We start from the raw sequence: 24,336 nt of genomic DNA on the forward strand, positions 1-24,336 counted from the left end.
GCATGACCACTAGTTGGTCATGCCTTTTGTTAATCATTCGATAACTTATCACGGTTAGCTGCAAGAGGTGGTTGTTCAAGCCAACCTTTTCTTATGCTTAGATTGGCTCCGTCAAGGGAAAACTTGGCTGTTTCTACAATAAGGCGAGCGAAAGCTAAAGAAATATCTTTTCTTGCAATTTGTGACACTGCTGTTCCATAATTGGCTAAACCACTGGCAGCGGCAAGCCCTGTATGATAGTGCATAAGCTTTTCTGAAAAAGGCGCTATGCGTGATTCCGTTACCTCCGGGTCCCAAAGCTGTGGAGAAGGCAAGTCTTCATCTGTTAGCATATTGATAAATAATTCAATGTGATTGTGAGCAATTTTACGGCCACGTACTAAGTATTCACGTAAATCATTTGAAGTTGCAGCTTGGCTAAAAGCAATCATAATAGATTTTCCAAGCATATTCGTATCTAAATTTATGTATATTTCCTTAATTTCTTGAGCAGAAATAGGGCGTTTAGGTCCTCGGAGTTTGCCTAAGAAGTCCTTGCTGTCAACAAATTGAACTTGAGTAGGAATTGGAATGCTAGGTGTCCGAATAACAATGCCTTTTTCTAAAAGAGCTTCCATGGCACTGTTAAATACGTTTGCATACTCATTTATGTTTTGTAGAAGAAACATCCGAATATCTCGTCTGTGTGAAGCAAATAATCCGTTTGAGTAGTTAATCATAGATGCTCGGCTCATTTCTTTTAAGTAGAACAAATAAAACTTATCAGAAAACATTCTTGGTGCATCTAGAAAGACATCGGAATCGTTAAATCCTTGAGGTGTTTTCATACCTTCTGCTTCAAAAAGATGTTGATAAGTTTGAATGCGTTTTTGGATATATTCGTTATTAAGCTGTAATATTTTTTTTGCATCACGATCTTCTACATTGTGAAGAAAGCTTTTCATTACGCAAGATAAAAGGGTTTCCCCAATATAGCCAGACCATAATGAGCCAACTTCTCCTGATGTTAATGTAACGATGCGTCCATCTGTATTCAACTCATACACCTCTTATTTTTTAATAATGATAGTATAAATAGTTTGTGAACAAGATATGCATGAGGAAGAGATGGATAAAATCCATAATAAAAAAGCTGATTCAGTAAAATCAGCTTTTTAGATACTATGTTAAATAAAAGTTAATAAAGTACCGCCAATTGCACCAGTTAATACGATGACCCAAGGTGGCAGTTTCCAATAGACGAGCATACTAAACAAAATTGCCGCAAATGCAAAATCAATGGGTGCTAGAATGGAGCTCGTCCAAATGGGATGATAGAAAGCAGAGATTAAAATGCCAACAACCGCTGCATTTACACCCATTAATGCACCTTGAACTTTAGGATTACGACGAAGTGAATCCCAAAATGGTAGTGTTCCAAGGATGAGTAAGAATGCAGGTAAGAAGATTGCAGCGGTTGCTAGTAATCCACCTTGCCATCCATTGATGACAGCGCCAATATAAGCGGCAAATGTAAATAATGGACCAGGAACAGCTTGAGCCGCCCCATAACCTGCTAAAAATGCTTCATCACTTAGCCAGCCTGTTGGCACAAATTCACGTTCTAATAGCGGAAGAACAACGTGTCCACCACCAAATACTAGCGATCCTGAACGATAAAAGCTATCGAACATCGCAATCCACTCTGATGATGTCAACTCTCGTAAGATAGGAAGTAAGACAAGTAAACCAAAAAATAAAGCTAAACAAGCAAGTCCAAATGTACGAGAAATAGGAAACGATAAGCGTGAATCATCCATATTTGTTTGATTCCTGTAAATCAAGTACCCAATGATACCTGATAATAAAATAACCCCAACTTGTGTAAAAGCAGTTTGCAATAATAGCGTGACAACTAAAGCGAATAATACAATGGCCTTTCGTTGTAAATCTGGTGCTAATTTTTGAGCCATACCAAGAATGGCGTGCGCTACGACTGCAACGGCTACAATTTTTAATCCTTGAATCCAACCTACTTCTCCAGCGTTTAATCCTTGGAGTATTAGAGCGAAGATGATGAGTGCGATGACCGATGGTAATGTAAAACCGATAAATGCTAGAATGCCTCCTATTATCCCTCCGCGTATTACACCAACACCTATGCCAACCTGGCTACTAGCTGGCCCAGGCAAAAATTGACATAAAGCAACTAAATCAGCATAGCTTTTTTCATCGAGCCATTTACGTCTGCGAACATATTCTTCATGAAAATAACCTAAGTGAGCGACCGGACCACCAAAGGAGGTGAGTCCAAGACGTGTTGAGATAAATAAGATTTCTAGTAACGAGCGAAAGTCTGTCTTCGTGTTTTTTTCAGCCATAATAAACTCCTTTCTACTTAATCTTTAATTTCTTTGAATAATTCATACGCTTTGTTGCGAGCTTCAACGAGTACAAGGCTACCTTTTTTAGTAGTGGAATAATATTTCCTTATTTTTCCATCTACATTTTTATCTTCACGGGTCAATAGTCCATCTTTCTCCATGGAATGAAAAATAGGATAAAGTGTGCCGGGACTAATGTTGTAGCCATGCTCTTGAAGTTCTTCAAGCATCCATGAGCCAAATACAGGGTGCTCTTTAGCATGATGCAAAATGTGAATTTGGATAAAACCTAAAAATAACTTTCGTAATACTTTATCTTCCAAGGTGGCCACCTCCTAATTTCGATAATCGATTTCGGATTCCGATATCGAAAAACATAGCAATTGTAACATTGATTAATTTCTATATTCAAGAGTTAAGATGTATCTTTACATAAGTTTAATAATTAGGAAAATGCCGAATTACTATGCTTGTTTTTAGCCTTTTTTGTATCGATTATAAAATGCTGTAGATAAGAATCTATCTTTTGCTATAAAATAGTTCAATTATTCATCGTGTAAAGAAAGTTATAGAAAGTAAAAGAATGATACAATAGACAGAAATGTAAGATGAAAAGAAACTTTGTAAAGGAGAGAACGAAATGTTTGAAAAAGATGTATATATGTCTGAAGTGGAACAAAAGTACATAACAAGACGAATACATCCTCTTCACACGGACGTTGTAATCTTAAATTATACCGAGCACGTGACCTATGAGAAGCGTTGGAATGATGTAACCCTTGCATGTAGAGGATTAATTCTTAATGAAAAGACAGGAGAAATTGTAGCAAGGCCATTTCCGAAGTTTTTTAATTATGGTGAATTACCTGAGTATGAAGAGGGTATTCCGTTTCATGAAGTTCCTGAATTTACAGTGAAACACGACGGTTCGTTAGGAATTAGTTACAAAGTAAATGGAAAAATTCATTGGGCAACCCGAGGGTCATTTGAGTCAGAGCAAGCAAAAGTCGCACAGCATATTTGGGAAAGCAAATATGCTACTGTTCAAATACCAGATGAATTAACTTTACTTGTTGAAATTATCGATCCCCGTACGAAAGTAGTGGTGAATTACAATGGATTATCGGACTTAGTTATTATTGGTGCTATTCATCGGTTTACAGGATATGATTATTCGTATGAAGAGCTTTTACTACTTGGTAAAAAGCTTGGAATGACAGTTACCGAACAAGTGAAGTTAACGATTGAAGAGGCGGTAAAGTTAAAGAGTGAAATAACCCATAACAGTGAAGGTTGGGTATTAAGGTGGCCAAATGGAAAGCGCTTAAAAGTAAAAGGTGATCACTACTTAGATATTCATAAAATAGCGTATGGATTATCTTCTAAAATGAAAGCGGAACATTGGAAAAACAACAACATGGAAGCACTGCTAATTAAAATGCCAGAAGAATTTCGGGAAGAGTTAGAGCAGTTTCAAGCGGTTTTAAACATTGAACTTCAAAAGCTGAATGAAACAATTGTATCTTGGTTAAGAAAAGCAAATGAAACAGCAAATAATCGAAAAGATGTTGCGACCTATGTAGTGTCAGAAGTTCCAAAAGACATTCGCTATTTACTTTTTAAAGCGTATGATAACAAATTGAGTGACAATGATTTACGTGAACATATTTATAGGCGATATGGAGAGTTTGTTTCAATTTAACGAAAAGGAATGACTAGTGTGGGCACATTTATCATGCTTATAGGCTTACCAGGAAGCGGGAAATCGACATTTGCGGTGACATTAGCGGAAGTCCACAATGCGATTATTCTTTCGTCTGATGCCATTCGAGAGGAACTATTTCAAAAGATGGATCATCAAGAAGACAATAACCTGATTTTTGAGACGATGAACAAGCGAGCCAATCACTTAATCGGAAATGGGGAAAACGTAATTTATGATGCAACAAATGTGGGGCGTAAAAAGCGTAGACATCTCATTCAACATGTGATTAAAGCAAACGAAAAGATTGCCTATTATGTAAATGAACATATTTCTACAACAAAAGTACGAAATGCACAGAGAAATCGAAAAGTAGGAGAATTTGTCATTGAGCGAATGTATAAATCACTTCAAGTCCCTGTTTTAAACGAAGGATGGCACAAAATTCGATTCACAACACCTACTTTTACAAGTGTAGTAGATTCACGAAACATTTTAGAAAAACTTATGTTAGGAGAGGTAGATCACGATACTCTTTTCACAGAACTAGCTCGGATTATTCCTGACTTTCAAGGTATTTATGACTTGCCACAAGATTCGTCTTATCATAGCTTTTCTGTTAGTCGTCACACGTATTATGTATATGAAAAGGTGAAAGAAGATACTAAAAATGAAGATATGATACTGTTGTGGACAGCGCTTTTTCATGACCTTGGGAAGGCATTTTGTAAATCGTTTTGCAATTATAAAGGCGAGAAGACAAGGTATGCCAATTTCATTGGCCATGAGCATGTATCGGCGCAACTCGCTGCGTATTGGTTGTTTGCTTTAGGCTATGATGAGGCGTTTATAAAAGATGTGGTAACGCTCGTTCAATTTCATATGGTGCCGACGCAAGCAAGTGAGAAGAAGCTGAAAGAAGTGGAATGGTTAATTGGATCATCTCTTTTTCAAAAGTTAATGCTCCTTCATGAAGCTGATATGCAGGCTAAATAATCGTTTTTAAGATTTTTGTTGACAAATAAGTAGAATTGTCATAGAATTCAGATATACAGTTGAATCGGTTCCCTAAAGGGGAGTAGCTTTTACAGTAATGTCGTCATTTCAGAGTGATTACACTCTCGGCGTTACTGGCAACGTCAAGTTGTTAGCCAGACCTTTACCTAATTGGGTAAAGGTCTTTTCTATGTTTAGACCTTTACCATAGATGGTGAAGGTCTTTTTTCTTTATTCTTCATCAAATGATTAGGAAGTGAACCAGATACAATTTGATGAGAGGGGAAACGAGAAGATGAAAAAGAATTTTTTACAATTAGTCAAAGAGAATAAAGAAGCGATATTACTAGATAAAAAGAAGCTAGAACAAATTGAAAGAAGAATAGATGAAAAATATATTTACTTAACTGAAACATATAACGACAACAAGAAGCATAAGTATTCAAGTCATTAATTCATTAAATTTTAACAGGAGGATGTACATTGATTTTAAGAAAATACATGTCCCTTTTAGGGGTTGGATCTGCACGAATTGACTTACTATTACCAAAAACAACATATAAAACAGGTGAAACGATTTATGGTCATTTTGATATTAAAGGAGGGACTGTTGAACAGCATATTAAACGTATCGATTGCGATTTAGTTAAAGTAAATCATCATACAGGAGCGGAAGAAATTATTGATACAACAAGCATTTTGACATCGACTTATATTTATCCAGAACAATGTAGCAAGCTTTCATTTACCTTTCAGCTACCGTCTGTAATGGAACCTTCAACAAAGGAATTTTCTTATCAATTTAAAACAAAACTGACATTTTCAAAGGGTATAGAGAGTAAGGATATGGACCTCATTCGAATTGCTAAATAGAAGAGAATGAAGAGGCCGAAACGTCTTTCTCTTATGGAAGATGCTGCTTTGATATGAAGATAACACTAGAAAACTCTTGTAAATACTTTAGTATTAAAAGGTAGTTTTGAAGGGAAAGATTGAATAGTTAAAAGCCCTTATCTCTAAACTTCAGTAAAATCAGTAGATAGATGGATAAGGGCTATAGATACTATGAAAGAATTTTTTTAATTTTAGTTAATGTAGAGATAGCGTTTTTTTGTTATCAATCCCAAAATCCACCGTCGGAATGAATGATTTGACCGGTAATCCATTTGGCTTCATCACTGACTAGAAAGGCGACAAGACGAGCAGCATCTTCTGGTAAGCCAATTCGTCCCATTGGAAACTTTGGTTTAAGAAAAGATTGAATCTCATTAGTCATCCATCCAGAATCAGTCGGACCAGGATCAACAGCATTGACAGTAATATGGTGACGAGCTAATTCAACAGCGAGTGAACGTGTAAAAGCAGAAATGGCACCCTTTGTTGTAATGTACGCTAAGTTACCAGGTTCTGGGCTTTTATCTTGACCTGACACAAAGTTGACAATTCGACCACCATTAGACTGTACTCGTTTTGCAAATTCCACCGTCAGCATACATGTTCCTGTTACATTCACTGCACAATGGTCTTGCATGATTTTTGTCGTTAGCTGCTCATATCCAACTTCCACACAATGAGTCGCATTATTGATTAAAATGAATGGGATTCCTAGTGTTCTTTCTACTTCATCTAAAAGAAGGGCAGGAGCGTTAGGGTGTGTTAAATCAAGTTCCATATGTTCAGCTTCTACTCCATATTGTCGCAGTTCTTTGCATAGTGTGTGAGGCCAGTATGAAGCAGCATCTTCATAGCCTGTAGCTTCGTCATAGTGAGATAAATGTGTAAAGAAAATGTGAATGCCGCTTTTTGCTAACTCTCTACAAATTGCTGTTCCAATACCTTTTGAACGACTTGCGCCCGTAATAACAGCGATTTTTTGATTCGTCATCTATAAATTCCTCCTAAATAAAGGAGCGATCATTGTACATGTATAGAGATGTAATTGACACAAAAAAGCGGATACCGCAAAAAGTATCCGCTTGGTCTTTAATAACATGAACCATGCGTTCCTTTGTATGGTATAAATGGACATACCTATCCCGTGTTTGTACAAGTAGGTAGTATCAACTTAATGAACCATTACAAAGTATTCCACATGTAGAATCTAGATTCCCCTTCCATGACATCTCCACTTTCACTATACCAAACCATAATTTGGATAATCAATAGAAATTTACTCATGATGTGCTAAAAGCTGCAAAGTACGCTGTCCTTTAGTGGTGAGTGAGAATCCAACTCGTTCTTTTTGGATTAGCTGCCATTCTTGTAGTTGTGAAAACAAGTTCAGCAAGTATTTCTGTTTCATTTGCTTCAGCATACTATAAGCGGTTAACTGGTCATATTGTTTACGGCGAAGGGTGCTTGAGAGTTGGCCGCTTAAAATAGCGATATACGTTTGTTGTGTTTCGGTTGCTCCGATTTCTTTCACGAGTTGCAGAAGAGAATGCAAGTCAACAGGAGAGAAATCTATGCGCCCGACTTTTAAAGAGTTGGTGAAGAATGCTTGTTTTGTTTCTTCAAGTGTATCTGTCGCTTCTTTCACCGATTCATGTAACTTCTTAATCAATTTTTCTTCTTGTAGATAAACATTAAACGTGTACAGCTCATTCATCATCGATATGTCATCAAGGTGCCATTCAGCAAACCAAGGTAATGACATAGATTCACTAGGCCAATCGGGAATCGAGCTGCGCTTAACTTTAAAAAGAAAATGTAAAAAAGGATCGTCCATCGTTGAGCGTGAATGGATCATATAGTCATTTATCTCACTGTAGATGTCTTTGAGTTGAGTGAGTAACGGCTGTTGTTTCGCTAAAATCTGTTTCCATTCTTGAAGCAAATAAAGCTTATCAACAACATGAGGGTTATCTTTCATTATATCTGTGAATTGTCTTCTTGTTGTATGAAGTCGTTTACTCGTAAGTATAACGTTATAATCGTCTTTTAATGTAACAATATCATCAGCTACATGATAAGTCATTTCAACCCCACACTTATCACAAAGTATGCGCATTGTTTCTTCATTTTCATTAAGATCAATTGTCATTTCGTGAGGGCAAGCAAATAATCCCTGCTCAAACACATTGAGTGACATCGATCGAAAGGGTCGCATAATAATCTCAATGCGACTACGCCAAAAAGCGATTTGATCGGGATTTTTCATTAAAAATAGAAGTGGGGATGTTTTTGCTGCCTCAATCGCTACAATGTCATCTCTGTTTTTATGATAAAGAGCTACAATTGGGTGTTCGTGAAATCGCTTATTAACATGACCAAGCCAATCTCGTCGTGTTGTATCATGGATGCGTGCACAAAACATATAGCTTTTTATCACTTGTTTTATATACGTTTCAAGCTGTTCTTTTGTCATGGTAACGAAGGAATTTGTATAAAATTCATTTGAATGAATAGGAATTCCTTTTTGTTCACTAAAAGTGCGCCATAAAAAGGCATCTGCTTTCCAAAGATATGGATACACTTCTTCTTGTTTTGTAATAGGAACAGGAAGGCCACCTTTTGTTTCATCATATAAAAAAGCTTGAAGTAATTGAATATCATCTTCGACATACTCGGACAATGCTACTTCAACAGCTTTATTTAATCGAGTTAATACACCTTTTGTATGGTCATTCGCTAGAGAACGAACGGACTTATTTTTACGACCGAGCGGAAGAAAGGTAAGCGATGGATAAGATTCAATGTCAATTAAAAGTTTTTTCGGTACTGCCATTACAGAGACTCCTTTCATGTACTTCGTATTGTACGCCTCCTGTACGAAAGAACAAAATTTGAATGTGCTGCTACCGTTGGCAATACCCGTGTGATGAACGTATTCAAAAAGAAAAAAGGGACGTTCCAAAAGGAGCAAAAAGCACCTCATTTGAAACATCCCCTTTATTATCTCTTTCTTATTTATCACTTATAAGATAAGTAGAGCTTGATTTTGAGTTCAAATTCTTATTCTGCTCAGCGACACGTTTGCGGACGATCGTCATAACAAACAGAGACATTAGAAATTCAGAAACAGGAACCGCAAGCCAAATGCCTTTTACACCAAGGAATATCGGTAAAATAAGAAGAGCTAACACAGGCAATACAATGCCACGCACGATTGTCATCCAAATGGACGGGCGAGCTTCGCCAATCGACTGATAGTACGTCATGTAGACGAAATTTACGCCTGTAAATAAATATCCAATAAAGAACAGATGAATTCCTTCTGATGCAAGAGCTGACAGCTTTACTGAATGATCTCCGAAAAGAGAAACGAGCGAAGTAGTAAAAATAAATCCGATTATAATAAAAAAGGCACCTAGCACAAACGATGTTTTCTCAGCGATGGAAATCGTTTGTTGAATTCGATCTTTTTCCTTTGCCCCGTGATAATAGCTAATAAGAGGCTGAATGGATGAACCGATGCCAATGAAAGCTAAAAACATAAAGGCATGTAAGTAGTTCACGATTGAAAATGCCGATAGGCCAAGAGTACCCATATAATACCCCATGGCAAGATTGTAACCTAACACGAAAACAATCATACCCATTTCGGATAAAAAGCTTGGAAACCCAATGGAGGCCGTTTGCTTTGCAAGCTTTTTATCAAATGAAAAAGATACAAAAGCAAGAGTCGATTGTTTACGGAAAAAATGTGTAGCAAGAACAAGTAAGCCAATAAAGGCTGCGATAATTGTAGCAAGCGCTGCTCCTTTAACACCTAAATCGAATACAAAAATCATGAAATAATTTAAGATAATATTCACAATTGATGTAACAACGAGTGAAATCATGGCTAAGTTTGGATTTCCATCATTTCGCACAAAGACACTTAGTACATTTTCAAGTGCCATAAAAAGGCCAAATAGAAGTAGCACATTCATATAATCTTTTACATATGGCATGGTATCAGCATTAGCCCCAAGTAGTTGAGCTAGAGAGTCTTGGAATAGAAGGCCAGTAATTGAAACAAGGCTGACAATTAGCAGCACAAGTACAAAAGAATGAGTGAAAATTTGTTTTGCTTTTTCTGAATTTTCACGTCCCATTTCCATTGAAAACAAAGCCCCACCACCAATCCCAATTAGGAGTGAAAGGGAAATAATAATGGAGAAGATAGGTGTCGTTAAATTAACCGCTGCAAGGGCAACCGAACCAATGCCGTTTCCGACGAAAATGCCATCAATGACCACATTAATAGACATAAGCATCATTCCAATAAGTGTAGGAATTAAATAACGAAAAAAGGTAGTACGCACTGATTGGTGTTGTATGTTAGAGTCACTCATAAAACATCCTCCTGAAATCTGATTCTGCTCATATCATAAACCTTCATGTTACATGAAGGTCAAGAAAAGAATATTATTCAACTAAAATTTGAACAGAAGTGACATAATGTTCAGCATTACCTACAGCTGTTTCATCAATCATGCTAATTTCAAATCCATCACCGACAATTTTTTTGCCAGCTTGATCAATCACCTTAAATAATTTTTCGTATGTTTCAGGAAGAGATTCATATGGACCGATATGAGCGAGGCATGCATACGTCCCTTCTGGTAAAAAAACAGTGGGTGCCGTTTCATCTTCTAAAAGAGAAAAAACACCTGAATATTGAATATTGTTTGCTAGGAGATGTTCTTTTGCAACCAGCATACCAATATCACCGGTAAAAAACCCAGGGTGCTCTGCTGGTAATGTTCGACCAAGCTCACGGATGTATAAATCAAGGAAGCTAAGGTCAAACTCCTTTTCTCTATAAATGATGGTAATGGGACGCTTATCAAATTGTTTAAACACGACTTCATTTGCATGATAGTAGTGTTCACCCTCTTCAATAACACTAATTTTTTGCTGTAGCTTTCTTTCTGCTCGTTGTAGTTCTTTTATTTCTTGTTGTAATGTCGTTAATTTCATTTTAAATAGCTGTCTTGTATGATAAGTTGTTCTGTCACTCATATGAGCTTGAATATCTTTTACGCTAAAGCCAATTCTTCGTAAAAAGCGAATCGTATCTAAGACAACAAATTGTTCAATGGAGTAGTAGCGATATTGATTGTCATGATTTTTATAATTTGGTTTAAATAAATTAATCTCATCATAATACCGTAAAGTAGCTTGTGAGATAGAAAACATTTTAGCCATTTCCCCAATTTTAAAATAACGTTTCATGAAGACCCCAACCTTTTATACATTCTTTTACGTACAAAGTGTACCATGATTCCAAAGAAAGAATGCGAATGATGAAAGTTATTTTGTAAAGCTTTTCATTTAATGAAGGAATTTAAAGGGTATAACTCGTATTATAAGGATGGGGGATATTAGCATATTTTGGGACTTGATGCCGAACGTATTCATAAATAGTTGTATGACAGTCTAGCAAAAAGCGAGGCGAGAAAGGTGTGTGGAAACACTTGAGTGACTCATTTACTGTACATATGTATGAAGGCAAAAAGTACATGCTTTACGTACCTAGCAATTATGAAAGAGACAAGAAGTTGCCGCTTATGGTCATGCTTCACGGATGTACACAAAATGCAGACGATTTTGCGACAGGAACAAATATGAATGTTGTCGCAGAAGAGAATCAGTTTATTGTATTGTATCCAGAACAGCATTTATCTGCTAATCCAAATAAATGCTGGAACTGGTTTGATAAACATCACCAAAAGCGGGGAGTAGGAGAGCCAGCGCTTATTGCTGGAATGGTAAAAGAAGTAAAGAGAGTGTACGCAATTGACGAAAATCGTGTCTACGTAGCTGGCCTTTCAGCAGGAGGAGCGATGAGCATTGTATTAGGTGTAACATATCCAGATGTGTTTTCAGGCATAGGAGTGGGAGCTGGCTTAGAATACAAGGCAGCGACAAGTGTTACACAAGCGCTTGCCGCCATGATGAAAGGTGGCCCAGATCCCGTCGCGCAGGGGATAAAGGCTTATGAAGCAATGGGAGAATTTAAAAAAGCGATGCCGATTATTATCTTTCAAGGTAGTTCAGATACAGTCGTGGCACCTATTAATAGTGACCAAGTGATTACACAGTGGGCAACAACAAATGACTTAGTTGAAAATGGAAAAATAGACGGATGGATTCATGATAAAGAAGTTGAAATAATTCATGGAGAAGTACCTTTCGGGAAAAACTACACAGCGTACAAATATAAGAGTGAAGATGGAACTGTTCTACTGGAAAAATATATCATCGAAGAGATGGGGCATGCCTGGTCAGGTGGAAAAGAAGAAGGTACATATACAGATCCAACAGGTATTGATGCAAGTCGCATGATGTGGGAGTTTTTTGACAAAATACATGATTGATTGATCTTTATCATTTTTCTTACGATAATGAAGCATTAATAGTAAAATAACATGTAGGTTTGTGAACATAATTGTAGGAGGAATGGTTATTTTACAGTCACGTATAGTTGAAAATGTAATTGGAGCTATTGTTATAATCATTGGTTTACTATCTGTTTTTTTAGGTAGAGACCCGTATTTTTATTTTATTTATTTGGTACTAGGCGTTTATTTTACAATACGCACGTTTTTTCCAAATGATCGTAATAAAGTGTATCGCTATTTATTTCCAGTGATTGCGGTTTCGATGTTTTATTTAAGCTATTCTCACTTGTTTTAAAAATAGGATGTGTCAAAAGAGCCCCACTTGACGCATCCTATTTTTTATTTTAGCAAGAGTTAAACGTGTAATGGGACAAAAACGGGATACGAATGGTCAATTAATGGGATAAAAGGTAGAAGAAATAGTGATAAAAACCTGAATATTTTCACTTCTGTAGAAAGATGCACAGGGTTAACGGCTGAAACGAGTAGAAAAAGTGAGTATGATCGCTACCTGAAGAAAAGTTGGCACGGTATTTGCATGTTAAAAAAGAGAACACGCTTTATTAAAAAGAGGGGGAACGAGCATGAAACGAAAACCAAGCTTTTTACAAGCCATTACTCCAATTATAGCGATGCTTTTATTATTGGGGATCGGATATGGAGTATTTCACTTAAAGGCTGAACCACTTCTCATCATTGCAGCAATTGTTGCAGCGATAATCGGAAAACAATTAGGGGTAAGTTGGGAAGAGATGCAGAATGGTATTGTTGAGAAAACGACAAAAGCGATGCCAGCTATTTTAATTTTAATTACGGTTGGAATTTTGATTGGAACATGGATGGCATCTGGAACCATTCCAATGATGATCTACTATGGCATTAAGCTAATTGAACCAAGCTATTTAATCATTACAGCCTTTATCGTAACGGCTATTATTTCAACATTTACAGGTACATCGTGGGGCTCAGCAGGTACAATTGGGGTGGCAGTTATGGGCATTGCGATTGCACAAGGGGTTTCACTACCCATTACGGCAGGAGCGGTTGTTGCAGGTGCTTATTTTGGGGATAAGTTGTCTCCATTATCAGATACAACAAACTTAGCGCCAGCAGCCGCAGGAAGCAATCTATATGAACATATTAAGCATATGCTTTATACATCTGTACCGGCTGCGGTAGTCGGAATGATTGTGTACTTTTTTGCAGGAAACATAGCACAGGAAGGCTCAGCTTCTAATCCAGAAAAGTTAGAGATAATGATGTCGACATTAACGACTATGTTTGATTGGCATGTGCTTCTTCTCATTCCGGTCATTATTGTACTTGCAGGATCTATTTTAAAGTATCCGACGATTCCAGTTATGTTGATCTCGTGTATCACCGCTATTTTATTAGCTGTGTTTCTTCAAGGAATTTCTCTTGAAAATGCGTTTATCTCAACGGTACAAGGATTTAACGTAAGCATGGCAGCGAGTGCTGGACTTGATCCTACAACAATATCAGAAGATGTACAGCGATTATTGAATCGTGGTGGTATGAATGCGATGATGGGGACAACACTTATTGCGTTTTGTGCTTTTGCATTTGCAGGAATTATAAGTAAAATTGGTTGCTTAGAAGTCGTATTAGGAAAAATCAATGAAAAAGCTAAAACAACAGGAAGCCTTGTACTAGCAACGGTTTTATCATGCATCACGATGGCGGTTACAACAGGAAGCTCATACTTATCTATTCTCATTCCAGGCGAGCTATTTAAAAAGGTATATGAAGAGCGAGGGCTTCATCCGAAAAACTTATCTCGAACATTAGAAGATTCTGGAACGGTTGTTGTACCAATTGTACCTTGGTCAATGGCAGGAGTGTACATGTCGAGTACATTAGGGGTACCGGTTCTTGAATACTTGCCATGGGCAGTGATGTGTTACGTCGGATTTATCTTTGCGATTATTTTTGGTTATACAGGCTTTTCAATCGAAAAAATCAATGGTTCGTTAACAAAACATGCGGAGAAGCAAGAAGCAGACATGAAGCTTTAAACAGTAGGAGGGGTATGATGTTTACACTTATTAAGCAAACCGAGCTATATGCACCAACCTATATAGGGAAAAAAGATGTGCTATTAACGGGTGAGCGTATCGTCAAAATAGATGATGATATTACGATCACCGGTGTTGACGTTTCAATTGTGGACGGTCGTAACACGTATTGTGTACCAGGGCTCATTGATCGTCATGTTCACATTACAGGTGGCGGTGGGGAAGGTGGCTTTTCAACGAGTACACCTGAAGTACAGTTAAGCTCCCTCGTGCAAAATGGTATTACAACTGTTGTTGGATTACTAGGGACAAATGATTTAGCAAGAAGTGCAAAAAGCTTGTTAGCGAAAGCAAAATCTCTAAAAGAAGAAGGAATGAATGCGTATGCATTAACGGGAGGATATGGTTATCCACCGACCACCATTACAGGTGAAATAAGAGATGATATTTTATTTATTGATGAAGTGCTAGGCTTAAAGTTAGCGATTGAAGATCATCGCTCTTCTTATGTAACAACGGAAGAGTTAAAACGAATGGCGGCACATGTGAGAGTAGCATCTATGCTTGCTAAAAAGCCAGGGTTTATTCATTTACACATGGGAAATGGAAAAGGCTTATATGAATCCATTTATCAAGTTTTAGAAGAGACGGATTTACCGATTCAGTTATTTAGCCCAACGCATATCAACCGAAATGAACGGTTGTTAGAGGCATCTGTAGAGTTTGCAAAAAGAGGCGGTTTAATTGATGTAACATCTAACATAAATCTCGTAAAAGAAAACGAAGTATATACACCAGCGAAAGCGATCTCCTATTTGCTTGAGCGCGGTGTGGATTTGAACAAGATTACAGTCAGCTCTGATGCAAATGGAAGTTTACCAGTTTTCAATGAAGAAGGACAATTAACGGGGCTAGGTGTAGCTGGATTCGAACCGAATATAGAGACGTTAAAAGAACTCGTTCATCAAGAAGGACTACCTTTAGAAAAAGCCCTCTTACCTTTTACCGTTAACCCGGCTAAGGGATTAGGTTTATATCCAAATCGAGGTCAACTTCACGAAAAGGCGTATGCCGATCTCGTTCTTTTAGATAGCGAGTTTGCTATTCGTGATGTTTTTATTAATGGAACGGCATTTATGCAAAATGGTCAACTCCTTCGAAAAGGAACATTTGAACATTCAATGGTCGTTCAATCTCTCATCTAAGAGAGTCATTGACACTTCTTCATTACCTCTCTCATAATAGGAAATAGAACCGTATTTTTGGAAGGTGAAAAGAGTGGAAAAGGTGAACGAGTTAATCGTCATTTCACTAGGAGAGAATACGCTTCATAGTGTGCTCGAGCAAGTGAAACGATACATTGGAAATCAAGTGAAAATTAGAGGATACTCCATTGAAAAGGGACTTCATGAACAGTTTGATGATCAAGTTGTGTTGATTACAGGCGATATCGTCTTTCAGTATAGTTCAAAGCACATTCAAGGTGCAAAAAAAGTTATGATTGCAAGGCGAGCATTGAGTTATGAAAAAATCAATCAAGTTTTCTCATTAAAAGAGCAAACCAATGTATTATTAGTCAATGATACGGAGGAAAGTTGCTTTGAAGCGATTGAACAGCTGAAAAGTCATGGCTTTCAATCGCTAAACTTTTTTCCGTATTATCCAGGCATTGACTCTTTTGTAGAATGCAACGTGGCAGTAACACCAGGAGAAGCACATCTAACTCCAAAAGGAATGGAGCACGTTATTGATATCGGAAATCGTCAAGTCGATATTACAACGATTACCGAAATTATGTTTGAATTTGGTTTACTGCAAGACTCAGGGGTTCTTGCATCTTCAGAGTTTGTTAGAGATGTAATTGAGTTAACGAGACATTTATGGAAGCTAAATCAAAAGCTAGATGATTCAAATCTATTACTGTCTACAATCTTTGATAAATTTCCGAAAGCGCTGTTATTTTGCGATAAAGATGGGCGTATTACGTACACAAATGAAAAAATGAATTGGATTTTTGAAGGACAGTCACTATTAGGAAATAATGTATTGAAATTAATAGATTCAGAGTTTGATTTGCAGCTAGCTCAAGAGCATGAAGACACCGTCGCTGTTTTAAATGACCATACATATATTGTCTCGGTGGATCCAGTGAAAAAAGAAGGAGACATTCTTTGCTATTTAATGGAGTTTGAAAACTATGACACACTCAAGCAGCTGGATGAAGTCGTTCGAACAAAGATCAATCATCAAAAGTTTGTAGCTCGCTACAGTTTTTCACATCTTTATTCACGTAATCATCAAATGATCCAAATGGTGGAGCTTGCTAAAAAAATGGCAAGGCGTGATTCTACTATTCTCATTCAAGGTGAAAGCGGAACTGGAAAAGAATTATTGGCGCAAGCTATACACAATGAATCATCACGGTCCCATTTACCGTTTGTGGCAGTTAATTTTGCCGCTTTATCTTCTTCTATTTTAGAAAGTGAATTATTTGGCTATGAAGAAGGAGCGTTTACTGGAGCAAAAAAAGGAGGAAAGCGTGGGTTATTTGAGGAGGCGCACAAAGGCACAATTTTTATGGACGAAATTGGCGACGCACCGTTAGATTTGCAAGTAAAGCTACTTAGAGTGCTGCAAGAAGGAGTGGTTCGCCGCGTTGGTGGAAATGAACAAGTCCCGATCGATGTGCGTATTATCGCTGCAACAAATTTGAATTTGGAAGAAAAAGTGAGGGAAGGTTCGTTCCGAGAAGATTTATATTATCGACTAAATGTTCTTCCGCTTGATACCGTGCCACTCAGAAAGCGTCAGGAAGATATTTTACCACTCATGCAATACTATTTAACACACCTTTCCGGAGAAGAGATTTATCATGTGCATGAATACATGGAAAACAAAACCATCGATTTTTTTCTTTCTCATCCATGGCCAGGAAATGTTCGAGAGTTAGTAAACGTTGTCGAATATATGGTGAATGTAAAAGCGCCAAGAAAAAAGATTGCACTAGTTGACTTACCTTCTTATATCTTAAAGGAAGGAAATTTAATGAAGAAAGAGCATGTGAAACAGAAGACTTGCTCTGAAGAAAAGGAAGTTCTACTCGTTATTGACGAAACATTCGGAATTGGGCGTCGTAAAATTGTCCAGGAGCTTTTAAATAGGGGGATAAAAGTAGGAGAAGGCAAAGTGAAGAGAATTCTTGAACAGCTAAGAGAAAAACAATTGATTGAAGTAAACAAAGGAGTAAGAGGCTGTGTAATAACGGAAGAGGGGAAAGCAGAATTAAAGAAGGTGTTCGTAACATAATCCCACATTTTACAGACAAGCAGGTGAACAAACATGTATGAACAAATAAAAGATATGACGATGGCCGCTCAAATTGAAACGGTTACGCGTAAATTAATTGAAATAAATAGTATTAATGGAACCAAAGGAGAAGTCGAACTTGCTAATTTTATCAAAGAGACGCTGCTCACATTTCCTTATTTCCAGAAAAACCCTTCGTATGTATGGGAGCAGTTGGTCCCTAATGATTCTATTGGTAGAAAGAATGTGTTTGCGTTTGTGAAGGGCTTTTCATCTTCTGAAAAAACAGTTGTGTACCACGCACATATTGACACAGTAGGTGTTCAAGATTTTGGTAGTCTACAGCCTTATGCATTTGACTCAGACGCGTTAGAAGCCTATTTCAAACAATATGAGTATGATCAAGATGTAAAACAAGATGCTCATTCTGGAGACTGGTTATTTGGTAGAGGGTCTGTTGATATGCAAAGTGGGATTGCTGTTCATTTAGTAAATGTATTGCATTTTACGCAAAATATCGGTCAACTTCCTGGAAATTTATTGTTTATGGCGAATCCGGATGAAGAAAGTCAGCATAAAGGGGTTATTGCATCGTTAACGGAATTAAAACGACTTCAAGTAGAGAAACAGCTAGATTATATTGTCGCCATTAATACAGATTTTATTACACCGTTATATGATGGAGATACAAAGCGATATATTTATACTGGAGCAGCAGGGAAGTTACTGCCAAGCTTCTATATTTATGGACGAGAAACACATGTTGGAGATACGCTATCGGGCATTGATCCCACTTACATTTCATCCGAAATTAACCGTAGAATCAATAACAATATTGAGTTAGCTGAAAATATTCCTGGAGAACTTATCCTTCCGCCGTCTTGTCTTTATCAAAAAGATGAAAAAGATGTTTATAATGTACAAACAGCTAAAAGAAGCTTTTTATATTTTAATTACTTTATTTATGAATCCACTGCTAAAGAAGTCATGGAAAAGTTGAAACAAGTAGCAGTCGTTGCTTGTCAGGAAGTCGAAGCAAACTTAGCTTCTAATTATCAAGAATTTAGTAAACGGACAGGTTTACCACCAAAACGTTATTCGTGGAGCGTGGAGGTAACAAGCTTGGCAGAATTTATTGAGGAGCTTACACAGAAAGGCATCGATGTAGACAACGTAATGAAAGAAGTCATTTTAGAAAATGAAGGGCTAGAAGTGAGAGAACTTTCATTTAAAATGGTTGAGGCACTGCAACAGTTAGATCCAGATAAAAAGCCAAGAGTCATTATCTTTTATGCACCTCCTTATCTTCCGCACAATTATTTGAATGAACATCATGAGCGTGATTGGAACTTAGCTCGTATTGTGAAAGAATCCATGAAGTTTATCGCACAAGAAACAGGAGAGCAATTTGAATTAAAACGCTTTTTCCCTTATTTAGCAGATGGAAGCTTTTTATCTATTCATGAAACAGATGAGGAAATTGCATCGCTTATCGAAAACTTTCCAGAAATGAGTAGCATCTTTCCACTGCCGATTCGAGAGATGAGAGAGCTAAATATTCCATCTGTTAACATGGGCGTATATGGAAAAGACGGACATAAATGGACAGAGCGTGTTTACAAGCCGTATTCCTTTGACGTCTTACCTCGATTAATCCGCGAGACATCCATTGCGATGTTAGGGGACATTGAGGGGCGAACAAGTGAGACGGGTTGAGCAACAAGAGCCTTACTAAAAGTTTTGATTGACTGTTTGATGTTTAGAAGAGTGTCTCAAAAGGGCGGAATCTCCCTTTTTTGAGACACTCTTTTTTCATTATGCAGATGTTTTAGCAGATTGCTGAACAGTTGTTCCAGGTTTTAAAACAGAGCTTACTAAAATGATAAAACTTCCTGCTGCAATACTAACTAACATGACCATTGAACCATTCCAGTTCACTGCTTGATGAAAGAAGAAAAGCTCACGTAGTCCTTCTACCATAAAGCGCATCGGTAACCATGAATATACCCAATCTTTGTAAAACGGTGACATAAATTCCGGTGCCATAGACAGTAAGGGTGCTCCGAAAAAGAGAATAAGTACGAACAGTGGAATACCACGAATCCCCATCCATGAGAGCACAGCTGAAATCATCAGAAAAAAGCTAAAGGAAGCAACGGATAAGAAGAGAGCCGTATCAACGAAAGAAGGGATGTTTACACCTAGTAAATCGATAATGGACGTTAATCCGAATCCAGCGAATAAAGCGAGAACAGCGCCCATAAATGTTTGTGCAAGTCGAGCGATTAAAGCATCACGTCGAGTTGTCCATGAAAGCTTCTTTATTGAGAAAAAGAGTAGTACAGATCCAGCGATACTTGCCATCCAAATTGGCTGAAATAGGGCAACCGGTGCATTTCCGTTCATTGTATTCGTACCGGTTTCATTCACGTTTGTTACAACTTTTGTAATAGGTGAAGCGAGTACTTTTGCTTGCGTAGTGGTTATGATTCTACCTTGTTGCTCAAAGCCTTGAAGAAGTTGCGCTTGAATCGTTTCATCCATCTTATCTACGACACTGTTCAAAACTTGACCTGCCATGGTGGACGCCATTGTGTTCATTCCTTGGTTAACTATAATGTGTACACTAGCTGGCATCGGATTAGATATTTGAAGTGATGCTTGTTTTTCACTAAAATCCTTTGGGATAACGAGAGCTGCATAGTAGGATTGATTGTCTAATCCTTTTCTAACACTTTCTTCATTTTTTACAGTCGCCCACTTAATTGGTAATTCGTTTTCTTGTTCTTGTTGAATCATTTGTGCAAGTTTTTCTCCCATGTTCATTGTTTGACCATTAGGAAGTGTGACCCCTTCATCTTCATTAACAAAAGCAATCGGTAAATCGGTTGGCTTTGGTTGAATTGACGGTGCTAGCGTAAGAGCAAAGATGAGCACCACGGCTAACACAATGAATGGTGACAAAATAGTTAGTTTGTTTTGAAGTAACTTCAATTGAAATCCTCCTTTGGATTGTCGGACATGTAATGAACAGTATGTTGATTATTGCTCACAATGTAAATTATAATGATTAGTAACAGATGTACAATAATCAATCATAGAAAGAATGTTGGATACTGAACAAATCTACAAATAGTGTTTAATAAAAGGGGCGTATAAGATGACAAATGAAAAAATAGATCGTCGAATTGTTCGAACGAAACGAATGATTCGCGATGCGCTAACAGATTTAATGGAAGAAAAAGGATTTGAAGCTGTTACAGTGCGAGATTTAACGGAAAAAGCAGACATCAATCGTGGTACCTTTTATTTGCATTACCGTGACAAGTTTGACTTACTTGAGCAAAGCGAAGATGAGCTTTTAGCAGAGATACATGAGTTTATAAAAGAAACGACTACTGAAGATATTGTTCAGGCAAATTTGCGCGGCGAACCATTACCATTTATCGTAAAGCTATTTGAATACATTCAAGAAAACAGCAGGTTTATGAAGCTGTTGCTAGGCCCAAATGGAAACCCGGCTTTTCAAGTGAAATTAAAAGAATTTATGAAGCAGAACTTTCTTAGGAAGCTTGGCTCAGTTGCTAACATTGATAGTCGTGTACCGCTTGATTATTTAATGGCCTATGTAACCTCTGCTCATCTTGGTGTTATTCAGCAATGGCTAGCAGAAGAGATGAAGCAACCTCCGAAAGAAATGGCTCTAACACTGGCGACGATTACTTTTTTCGGACCAGGTTTTGCCGCTGGAATACGAAAAAAGTAGGACAGAGAGTGTGTGTTGTGATATTGTTTGAATAGTACTACTATTTAAACAGGGGAGATAGAGGAATGAAACACATTGTTGAAACCACCGATTTTCCACGTACACGCGAGTCCCTTCGAGAGGATTTTATAAACATCGGCCTTAAAAAGGGGATGACGGTTCTTGTTCATACGTCTTTATCATCAATTGGATGGGTGAACGGCGGATCGGTGGCAGTCATTGAAGCTTTAACGGATGTTGTGACAGAAGAAGGAACAATTGTGATGCCATCGCAGTCCACAAATTTATCAGATCCAAGTGAATGGGGTAACCCTCCTGTACCTGAATCATGGTGGGGGACGATTCGCGATACAATGCCTGCTTATGATAAACACTATACACCAACAATAGGAATGGGCAGAGTCGTGGAGACGTTTCGTACGTATCCAGGTGTTGTTCGCAGTGATCATCCGGCGTATTCGTTTGTTGCGTGGGGAAAAGAGAAGAATGCCATTATTAATCATCACTCTCTACATTTTGGGTTAGGTGAACAATCTCCTTTGGGCGTATTAGATAAGCTAGAGGCATTTGTGTTGTTACTTGGAGCTTCTTTTGAGAACACGACTGCTTTTCATTTAGCGGAGTACCGTATTCCTTATCGAACAGAAGTGCAAAAAGAAGCACCCATTATTGAAAACGGCAAACGTGTATGGAAAACATATCGTGAGCTTTCATTTCGAGAAGAGTTGTTTGAAGATATTGGAGCAGATTTTTTACAAGTAGGAGATATGAAAGTGGGAAAAGTCGGTTCTGCGCGTACGTACTTATTTTCTTTTTCAGAAGCGGTACGATATGCTGAAAAATGGCTAACTCGTTATGATAAATAGAAGCTGTGACAAAAGGGGAAAAACGCACCCTATTTGTCACAGCTTGCAATATTCCTTGCCACTAAATTTATTCGTATAAAGGGATAGATTTAGTGGCAAGGGGTGTTACATAAAAGCATTCTTTTCTAGTTAATAAGCCCCTGCAGAATACGTTAAGTCATAGCTGTGTGTATAAATTTCAATTAGCACACCAAAAGGATCTTCGCAATACACCATTTTAAATGGTTTTTCACCTGGATAGTATTCACGAATAGGCATGCGTTGTTTTCCACCGTGTTCAACGATTTTCTTTGCAAGACCTTCAATATCAGGGTCTTGAACGGCGAAGTGGAATACACCTGTTTTCCAATACTCAAAGTTATTTTCAGGCTGTTCACTATTTGGGAATTCAAAAAGCTCGATTCCAACTTTATCTACTGTAGAAAGGTGAGCAATTTTAAAGCTTCCCCATCCTGGTCCGAAAACGTCTGTGCACATCACACCAATTGCACTGTCATCTTCTTTTACTTCTGATGGCTCCATCACAACATACCATCCTAATACTTCTGTATAAAATTGAACGGCTTTTTCAATATCAGGAACTGAAATCCCGATATGAGAAAATGAACGTGGATATACTGCTTGTTTACTCATAAATAAAACCTCCTTGTTTTGTTGACAATGTTATTATAAAAGCAAAAAGAAGTGCTTGTTAAGTAGGCACTTTTGAGTAACCACTTGGCTAATTCTTTTTTATCTTTTACATTTATGTATATAAAAATAAGAGAAATGTTTAAAAAAATGGAGGATAAAACAATGGAGGATAAAACAATGGAGGATAAAACAATGGAGGATAAAACAATGGCTACAAAACAATATAATGTTCCTGTTGAAGCAACTTTAGAAGTCATCGGCGGCAAGTGGAAAGTGGTGATTCTTTGTCATTTAAAAGAAGGAAAAAAGCGATTTGGTGAGCTGCGAAAATTAATACCCGATATTACAAAAAAGATGCTAACCCAGCAGCTTCGTGAATTAGAAGGGCATAATATTATTCATCGAGAGGAATATGATGAAGTACCGCCACGAGTAGAATACTCACTAACAGAAGAAGGAGAGACGCTTCGACAAATTTTAGATCAAATGTGTCATTGGGGTGTCGAGCGAATTGAGCGAGATCATGATTAATGTAAGTCTCTACCTACAAAGATAAAATGAAATCTATGTAAATTTACTATTCAGAACTTTTAGAGTGAAAATAAAAGAAACAAAGCAAAGTACTTTACATACTATATGGGGGTATAGTATGTTTGTGTTAAGGAGTTGATGTGATGTCAATGAATCCAGAGAATGTTGAGCCACAGATGGAAGAGGATGTTTGTTGCTCATCAGAAAGCGGTAGAAAGAGTCACCATTCAGAAAAAGTAAAAAAGAACTTAGTGTCACGTTTGAACCGAGTAGAAGGCCAAATTCGTGGTATTAAAGGCATGATTGAAAAGGATACGTATTGCGATGATGTAATTACACAAATCGCTGCCACGCAATCAGCTTTAAATAGTGTAGCACGTATTTTACTTGAAGGACATTTAAAAGGTTGTGTTGTTGATCGTCTTCAAGAAGGAGATACGGAAGTATTAGATGAATTACTCGTGACGTTTCAAAAGTTAATGAAAAAGTAAAAGGAGATGAGTAAAATGGAAAACGTAACATTACAAGTAAAAGGGATGTCTTGTGGTCATTGTGTGAAAGCAGTTGAAGGTAGCGTTGGAGAATTAAATGGTGTAAAATCCGTAACAGTAAATCTAGAATCAGGTACGGTTGATGTTGCATTTGATTCAACTGCCGTAACTGTGGAGGCGATTAAAGAAACAATCGACGATCAAGGATACGACGTACAATAATCTGATTATAAAAAGCTTAGTCGGTGTTGTAACAAATCGAACGAGTAAGCATAATCATATACTATACTAGGGTATGGTTAGAATAAACGCGTA

Annotated in this window: 24 protein-coding genes; 15 read left to right on the forward strand and 9 right to left on the reverse strand. The window is 37.5% G+C overall.

The annotated features are described in order from the left end of the window. Positions 1 to 29: 29 nt before the first annotated feature. The 3 genes from JOC83_RS11360 to JOC83_RS11370 form a co-directional block, all read right to left on the reverse strand. Complete coding sequence (locus tag JOC83_RS11360; protein WP_205187338.1) at positions 30 to 1,037, reverse strand: DUF3231 family protein; 1,008 nt, start codon at positions 1,035 to 1,037, stop codon at positions 30 to 32. A 129-nt stretch (positions 1,038 to 1,166) separates the two neighbouring features. Then, positions 1,167 to 2,360, reverse strand: coding sequence for a chromate transporter (locus JOC83_RS11365; protein WP_205187339.1), 1,194 nt, complete (start codon positions 2,358 to 2,360; stop codon positions 1,167 to 1,169). A gap of 17 nt (positions 2,361 to 2,377) precedes the next feature. Then, entirely contained in the window at positions 2,378 to 2,686 is a 309-nt protein-coding gene (locus JOC83_RS11370; protein WP_205187340.1) for a PadR family transcriptional regulator, read from the reverse strand. A gap of 317 nt (positions 2,687 to 3,003) precedes the next feature. On the opposite strand from JOC83_RS11370, the gene JOC83_RS11375 reads away from it, so the two are divergent. The 4 genes from JOC83_RS11375 (at position 3,004) to JOC83_RS11390 (ending at position 5,934) form a co-directional block, all read left to right on the forward strand. Then, a complete protein-coding gene (locus JOC83_RS11375; RefSeq protein ID WP_205187341.1) occupies positions 3,004 to 4,065 on the forward strand; it encodes an RNA ligase in 1,062 nt (353 codons plus the stop codon). Between the two features lie 18 nt (positions 4,066 to 4,083). Further along, positions 4,084 to 5,061 (forward strand): AAA family ATPase, encoded by a 978-nt coding sequence (locus JOC83_RS11380; RefSeq protein ID WP_205187342.1) that lies wholly within the window; start codon positions 4,084 to 4,086, stop codon positions 5,059 to 5,061. 295 nt (positions 5,062 to 5,356) lie between these two features. Further along, the gene (locus JOC83_RS11385; protein WP_205187343.1) at positions 5,357 to 5,515 is read left to right on the forward strand and encodes an FbpB family small basic protein; all 159 of its coding nucleotides are present in this window, start codon (positions 5,357 to 5,359) and stop codon (positions 5,513 to 5,515) included. Positions 5,516 to 5,544: 29 nt separating this feature from the next. Beyond that, the gene (locus JOC83_RS11390; protein WP_239583492.1) at positions 5,545 to 5,934 is read left to right on the forward strand and encodes a sporulation protein; all 390 of its coding nucleotides are present in this window, start codon (positions 5,545 to 5,547) and stop codon (positions 5,932 to 5,934) included. Between the two features lie 244 nt (positions 5,935 to 6,178). Here the strand turns inward: JOC83_RS11390 and JOC83_RS11395 are convergent, their stop codons facing one another. From JOC83_RS11395 to JOC83_RS11410, 4 genes are all read right to left on the reverse strand, one after another. Next, complete coding sequence (locus JOC83_RS11395; protein WP_205187344.1) at positions 6,179 to 6,946, reverse strand: SDR family oxidoreductase; 768 nt, start codon at positions 6,944 to 6,946, stop codon at positions 6,179 to 6,181. Positions 6,947 to 7,231: 285 nt separating this feature from the next. Continuing rightward, positions 7,232 to 8,788: an RQC-minor-2 family DNA-binding protein gene (locus JOC83_RS11400; protein ID WP_205187346.1), complete on the reverse strand. Its 1,557-nt coding sequence runs from the start codon at positions 8,786 to 8,788 to the stop codon at positions 7,232 to 7,234. A gap of 178 nt (positions 8,789 to 8,966) precedes the next feature. Continuing rightward, positions 8,967 to 10,340: an MATE family efflux transporter gene (locus JOC83_RS11405; protein WP_205187348.1), complete on the reverse strand. Its 1,374-nt coding sequence runs from the start codon at positions 10,338 to 10,340 to the stop codon at positions 8,967 to 8,969. 73 nt (positions 10,341 to 10,413) lie between these two features. Beyond that, positions 10,414 to 11,223, reverse strand: coding sequence for a MerR family transcriptional regulator (locus JOC83_RS11410; protein ID WP_205187349.1), 810 nt, complete (start codon positions 11,221 to 11,223; stop codon positions 10,414 to 10,416). A 242-nt stretch (positions 11,224 to 11,465) separates the two neighbouring features. On the opposite strand from JOC83_RS11410, the gene JOC83_RS11415 reads away from it, so the two are divergent. The 6 genes from JOC83_RS11415 to JOC83_RS11440 all read left to right on the forward strand — a co-directional run bounded on the left by JOC83_RS11415 (position 11,466) and on the right by JOC83_RS11440 (position 19,450). After that, positions 11,466 to 12,368, forward strand: coding sequence for an extracellular catalytic domain type 1 short-chain-length polyhydroxyalkanoate depolymerase (locus JOC83_RS11415; RefSeq protein ID WP_239583493.1), 903 nt, complete (start codon positions 11,466 to 11,468; stop codon positions 12,366 to 12,368). Between the two features lie 82 nt (positions 12,369 to 12,450). Further along, entirely contained in the window at positions 12,451 to 12,687 is a 237-nt protein-coding gene (locus tag JOC83_RS11420; protein WP_205187350.1) for a hypothetical protein, read from the forward strand. Positions 12,688 to 12,976: 289 nt separating this feature from the next. Further along, entirely contained in the window at positions 12,977 to 14,428 is a 1,452-nt protein-coding gene (nhaC, locus tag JOC83_RS11425) for a Na+/H+ antiporter NhaC (RefSeq protein ID WP_205187351.1), read from the forward strand. Positions 14,429 to 14,445: 17 nt separating this feature from the next. After that, positions 14,446 to 15,633, forward strand: a complete 1,188-nt coding sequence (gene iadA, locus JOC83_RS11430; protein ID WP_239583494.1) for a beta-aspartyl-peptidase — start codon at positions 14,446 to 14,448, stop codon at positions 15,631 to 15,633. 73 nt (positions 15,634 to 15,706) lie between these two features. Continuing rightward, positions 15,707 to 17,734 (forward strand): sigma 54-interacting transcriptional regulator, encoded by a 2,028-nt coding sequence (locus JOC83_RS20265; RefSeq protein ID WP_205187356.1) that lies wholly within the window; start codon positions 15,707 to 15,709, stop codon positions 17,732 to 17,734. Positions 17,735 to 17,767: 33 nt separating this feature from the next. Further along, positions 17,768 to 19,450 (forward strand): M20/M25/M40 family metallo-hydrolase, encoded by a 1,683-nt coding sequence (locus JOC83_RS11440; protein WP_205187357.1) that lies wholly within the window; start codon positions 17,768 to 17,770, stop codon positions 19,448 to 19,450. 99 nt (positions 19,451 to 19,549) lie between these two features. On the opposite strand, the gene JOC83_RS11445 is transcribed toward JOC83_RS11440, so the two are convergent. Further along, complete coding sequence (locus JOC83_RS11445) at positions 19,550 to 20,728, reverse strand: YhgE/Pip domain-containing protein (RefSeq protein WP_205187358.1); 1,179 nt, start codon at positions 20,726 to 20,728, stop codon at positions 19,550 to 19,552. A 166-nt stretch (positions 20,729 to 20,894) separates the two neighbouring features. On the opposite strand from JOC83_RS11445, the gene JOC83_RS11450 reads away from it, so the two are divergent. Both JOC83_RS11450 and JOC83_RS11455 read left to right on the forward strand, forming a co-directional pair. Further along, complete coding sequence (locus JOC83_RS11450) at positions 20,895 to 21,500, forward strand: TetR/AcrR family transcriptional regulator (RefSeq protein WP_205187359.1); 606 nt, start codon at positions 20,895 to 20,897, stop codon at positions 21,498 to 21,500. A gap of 65 nt (positions 21,501 to 21,565) precedes the next feature. Further along, a complete protein-coding gene (locus JOC83_RS11455) occupies positions 21,566 to 22,366 on the forward strand; it encodes an AAC(3) family N-acetyltransferase (RefSeq protein ID WP_205187360.1) in 801 nt (266 codons plus the stop codon). A 129-nt stretch (positions 22,367 to 22,495) separates the two neighbouring features. Here the strand turns inward: JOC83_RS11455 and JOC83_RS11460 are convergent, their stop codons facing one another. Next, positions 22,496 to 22,999 (reverse strand): lactoylglutathione lyase family protein, encoded by a 504-nt coding sequence (locus tag JOC83_RS11460; protein ID WP_205187361.1) that lies wholly within the window; start codon positions 22,997 to 22,999, stop codon positions 22,496 to 22,498. 207 nt (positions 23,000 to 23,206) lie between these two features. Here JOC83_RS11460 and JOC83_RS11465 point away from each other — a divergent pair, with 207 nt between their 5' ends. The 3 genes from JOC83_RS11465 to copZ all read left to right on the forward strand — a co-directional run bounded on the left by JOC83_RS11465 (position 23,207) and on the right by copZ (position 24,243). Beyond that, positions 23,207 to 23,530: a winged helix-turn-helix transcriptional regulator gene (locus JOC83_RS11465; protein WP_378912913.1), complete on the forward strand. Its 324-nt coding sequence runs from the start codon at positions 23,207 to 23,209 to the stop codon at positions 23,528 to 23,530. Positions 23,531 to 23,679: 149 nt separating this feature from the next. Continuing rightward, positions 23,680 to 24,021: a metal-sensitive transcriptional regulator gene (locus JOC83_RS11470; protein ID WP_378912915.1), complete on the forward strand. Its 342-nt coding sequence runs from the start codon at positions 23,680 to 23,682 to the stop codon at positions 24,019 to 24,021. Between the two features lie 15 nt (positions 24,022 to 24,036). Continuing rightward, positions 24,037 to 24,243: a copper chaperone CopZ gene (copZ, locus tag JOC83_RS11475; protein WP_205187365.1), complete on the forward strand. Its 207-nt coding sequence runs from the start codon at positions 24,037 to 24,039 to the stop codon at positions 24,241 to 24,243. Positions 24,244 to 24,336: the final 93 nt, after the last annotated feature.

Origin of the sequence: Priestia iocasae (assembly GCF_016909075.1) — a bacterium.
GTDB lineage: Bacteria > Bacillota > Bacilli > Bacillales > Bacillaceae_H > Priestia > Priestia iocasae.

Excerpts from the sequence above, each read along its gene's own strand:
- JOC83_RS11365 (WP_205187339.1), bottom strand. The coding sequence starts at position 2,360 with ATGGCTGAAAAAAACACGAAGACAGACTTTCGCTCGTTACTAGAAATC.
- JOC83_RS11375 (WP_205187341.1), top strand. The coding sequence starts at position 3,004 with ATGTTTGAAAAAGATGTATATATGTCTGAAGTGGAACAAAAGTACATA.
- JOC83_RS11385 (WP_205187343.1), top strand. The coding sequence starts at position 5,357 with ATGAAAAAGAATTTTTTACAATTAGTCAAAGAGAATAAAGAAGCGATA.
- JOC83_RS11395 (WP_205187344.1), bottom strand. The coding sequence starts at position 6,946 with ATGACGAATCAAAAAATCGCTGTTATTACGGGCGCAAGTCGTTCAAAA.
- JOC83_RS11400 (WP_205187346.1), bottom strand. The coding sequence starts at position 8,788 with ATGGCAGTACCGAAAAAACTTTTAATTGACATTGAATCTTATCCATCG.
- JOC83_RS11405 (WP_205187348.1), bottom strand. The coding sequence starts at position 10,340 with ATGAGTGACTCTAACATACAACACCAATCAGTGCGTACTACCTTTTTT.
- JOC83_RS11410 (WP_205187349.1), bottom strand. The coding sequence starts at position 11,223 with ATGAAACGTTATTTTAAAATTGGGGAAATGGCTAAAATGTTTTCTATC.
- JOC83_RS11420 (WP_205187350.1), top strand. The coding sequence starts at position 12,451 with ATGGTTATTTTACAGTCACGTATAGTTGAAAATGTAATTGGAGCTATT.
- nhaC (WP_205187351.1), top strand. The coding sequence starts at position 12,977 with ATGAAACGAAAACCAAGCTTTTTACAAGCCATTACTCCAATTATAGCG.
- iadA (WP_239583494.1), top strand. The coding sequence starts at position 14,446 with ATGTTTACACTTATTAAGCAAACCGAGCTATATGCACCAACCTATATA.
- JOC83_RS11440 (WP_205187357.1), top strand. The coding sequence starts at position 17,768 with ATGTATGAACAAATAAAAGATATGACGATGGCCGCTCAAATTGAAACG.
- JOC83_RS11450 (WP_205187359.1), top strand. The coding sequence starts at position 20,895 with ATGACAAATGAAAAAATAGATCGTCGAATTGTTCGAACGAAACGAATG.
- JOC83_RS11455 (WP_205187360.1), top strand. The coding sequence starts at position 21,566 with ATGAAACACATTGTTGAAACCACCGATTTTCCACGTACACGCGAGTCC.
- JOC83_RS11460 (WP_205187361.1), bottom strand. The coding sequence starts at position 22,999 with ATGAGTAAACAAGCAGTATATCCACGTTCATTTTCTCATATCGGGATT.
- JOC83_RS11465 (WP_378912913.1), top strand. The coding sequence starts at position 23,207 with ATGGCTACAAAACAATATAATGTTCCTGTTGAAGCAACTTTAGAAGTC.
- JOC83_RS11470 (WP_378912915.1), top strand. The coding sequence starts at position 23,680 with ATGAATCCAGAGAATGTTGAGCCACAGATGGAAGAGGATGTTTGTTGC.
- copZ (WP_205187365.1), top strand. The coding sequence starts at position 24,037 with ATGGAAAACGTAACATTACAAGTAAAAGGGATGTCTTGTGGTCATTGT.